Annotated in this window: 1 protein-coding gene and 1 pseudogene; both read left to right on the forward strand. The window is 70.3% G+C overall.

Going from position 1 to position 1,224, the window contains the following annotated elements; genetic code table 11:
* Positions 1–3: 3 nt before the first annotated feature.
* A pseudogene (locus B1L11_RS55700) lies at positions 4–504 on the forward strand (acyltransferase domain-containing protein); the annotation flags it as partial.
* A 196-nt stretch (positions 505–700) separates the two neighbouring features.
* Positions 701–1,224 (forward strand): acyltransferase domain-containing protein (locus B1L11_RS53615; protein WP_256863450.1); only part of this gene is annotated, 524 nt, incomplete at its 3' end.

The raw sequence follows: 1,224 nt of genomic DNA on the forward strand, positions 1-1,224 counted from the left end.
CGGCTGGCCGATCACCTGGACCGCCACCCCGAGCTGGACCCGGTCGACGTCGGCTACTCCCTGGCCACCACCCGCACCCACTTCGACCACCGCGCCGTCGTCATCGGATCCAACCGCCAGGAGTTGCTGGAACGCACCCGCGCACTCGCCGGCGCGACAACCCCGAATGAGGTGGTCACGGGTGTGGCCCGGCCGGGCGGGGTCGCCTTCGTCTTCACCGGCCAAGGCAGCCAACGCGCCGACATGGGACGCGGCCTGTACGCCGCCTACCCCGCCTTCGCCACCGCCTTCGATGAATCCATTGGGTTACTGGATCAGCACCTCGCCGGGCACGCACCCGTACCGCTGCGCGAAGTGCTGCTCGGCGACGCCGACCCCAGCCTGCTGGACCACACGCTGTACACACAGCCCGCGCTGTTCGCCCTGCAGACCGCCCTCACCCACCTACTGGCCACCTGGGGCATCACACCGGCGGCGGTGGCCGGGCACTCCATCGGCGCCATCGCCGCGCCCACACCGCAGGCATCCTCACCCTCCCCCCACGCCGCCCGCCCTGGTCGCCACCCCGCGCCCGCCTCATGCACACCCTCCCCCCCCGGCGGCGCCATGACCGCCATCAACACCACCGAAGAACACCTCACCCCCCCACCTGACCGAAACCGTCACCATCGCCACACTCAACACCCCCACCTCCACCGTCATCTCCGGCGACACCGACGCGATCACCCAACTCAGCGAACTCTTCCGGGACAAGGGGCACAAGGTCAGGCCGCTGACCGTCAGCCACGCCTTCCACTCTCCCCACATGGACCCCATCCTGGAGGAGTTCGAGCGGGCGATCAGCGGCCTGACCTACACATCCCCCACAATCGACTACGTCTCCGACCTCACCGGGCAGCCCGTCAGCTCAGGAATCGACGCCGCCTACTGGGCCCGCCACCTGCGCAACCCCGTCCGCTTCACCGACGCCACCGCCACCCTGCACGAGAAGGGCATCAGCACCTTCATCGAGATCGGGCCCGACGGCGTCCTGAGCGGGCTGATCCGCGAGACCCTCGACCGTGAGCAGGACCTGGTCGCCGTCCCCATGCTGCGCCGCGACCGCCCCGAACCCCACACCGCCGTCACCGCCGCCGCCCACGCCCACACCCACGGCACCCCCGTCACCTGGACCACCCTCCACGGCCAGGCCACCACCATCGACCTGCCCACCTACGCCTTCCA

The sequence above is a fragment of the Microbispora sp. GKU 823 genome (genome assembly GCF_002027145.1).
GTDB lineage: Bacteria > Actinomycetota > Actinomycetes > Streptosporangiales > Streptosporangiaceae > Microbispora > Microbispora siamensis.